1 protein-coding gene is annotated in these 1,186 nt (G+C 35.5%); it reads left to right on the top strand.

Annotated elements, in window-relative coordinates; all coding sequences use genetic code 11:
- The first annotated feature begins 85 nt into the window (after positions 1-85).
- The gene (gene mscS / locus BHE89_RS17870; RefSeq protein WP_069367720.1) at positions 86-946 is read left to right on the top strand and encodes a small-conductance mechanosensitive channel MscS; all 861 of its coding nucleotides are present in this window, start codon (positions 86-88) and stop codon (positions 944-946) included.
- The last annotated feature ends 240 nt before the right edge of the window (positions 947-1,186 follow it).

Below are 1,186 nucleotides of genomic sequence, written 5' to 3'. Positions count from 1 at the left end.
ATATTATTTTTTGAATAAATCTGCCACAATACACTATTGAATTACTATTCTTTTCATTACGTTTTTAAGTTTAAAAGGTGGTCTAATGAATGAATTACCGGCTAGTTTAGATGAAGCAACAGGTTGGTTTGTGGCAAATCAGGATCTCTTTATTCAGTATGCTGTGAATATTATTGCTGCATTCTTGATACTGTTCGTTGGTCTTTTTGTGTCAAAAATGATTGGTAAAGGTGTCGCAAGAGTTTTAACGCTGCGCCACATTGATGCTACCGTCGTGACATTTTTGTCTGTTTTAGTTCGTTATACCGTTGTTGCTTTTACCTTAATTGCAGTATTAGGGCGATTAGGGGTTCAAACAGCATCTGTTATCGCTGTATTGGGTGCCGCTGGTTTAGCTGTCGGTTTAGCATTACAAGGTTCACTGTCTAATTTTGCTGCTGGTGTACTGATTGTTATTTTCCGTCCAATACGTACAGATGAATATGTGATGATTGGTTCTGTCGAAGGTACCGTGAAAGATGTGCAGATTTTTTCTACCACATTACGTTCAGCAGATGACAGAATAATTGTTATTCCAAATAGTAAAATTATCAGTAGTGAAGTAATCAACTTAAGCCGCGAGCCTAATCGCCGTACACAAATTATTGTTGGTGTGGCTTATGATGCTGATATTGATAAAGTGAAACAAGTCCTAGGTGATGTTGTTGCTAAAGATAAACGTATTCAACATGATAAAGGCGTCACTATCCGTTTACATGAAATGGCACCGTCTTCATTAAACTTTGTAGTTCGTGTTTGGACAACTAATGGTGATGCATGGCCTGTTTATTGGGATCTGATGGAAGATTTTAAACGCACATTAGATGCGAATAATATTGGTATTCCATTCCCACAAATGGATGTTTATATGCATCAAACACAAAGTGCGACAGCGAAAGTAGAATAGTCTCACAATAATAGATGATCTAGAGCCACGTTAATAACGTGCTTTTTTGTATGATAACAACAAAGAAAAAAATAATAAGGTTACACTGATGATAACAGGGGCTAGATACTATTAATGGAGATAATCTTAAGGAGTTTCTTTTTTGTTTTTCATTATTTTGATAGTTATATTGTGTTTGCTTTAGCACTATTATTATTATGGTATTCCCATAAAGCAGAGAAAAAACGAACACGTATTATC

Origin of the sequence: Shigella sp. FC1967, assembly GCF_001743005.1 — a bacterium.
In the GTDB taxonomy this organism is placed as follows: domain Bacteria; phylum Pseudomonadota; class Gammaproteobacteria; order Enterobacterales; family Enterobacteriaceae; genus Proteus.
The sequence above is the reverse complement of the archived record's forward strand: the minus strand, read 5'-3'. Positions and strand labels throughout refer to the sequence as shown.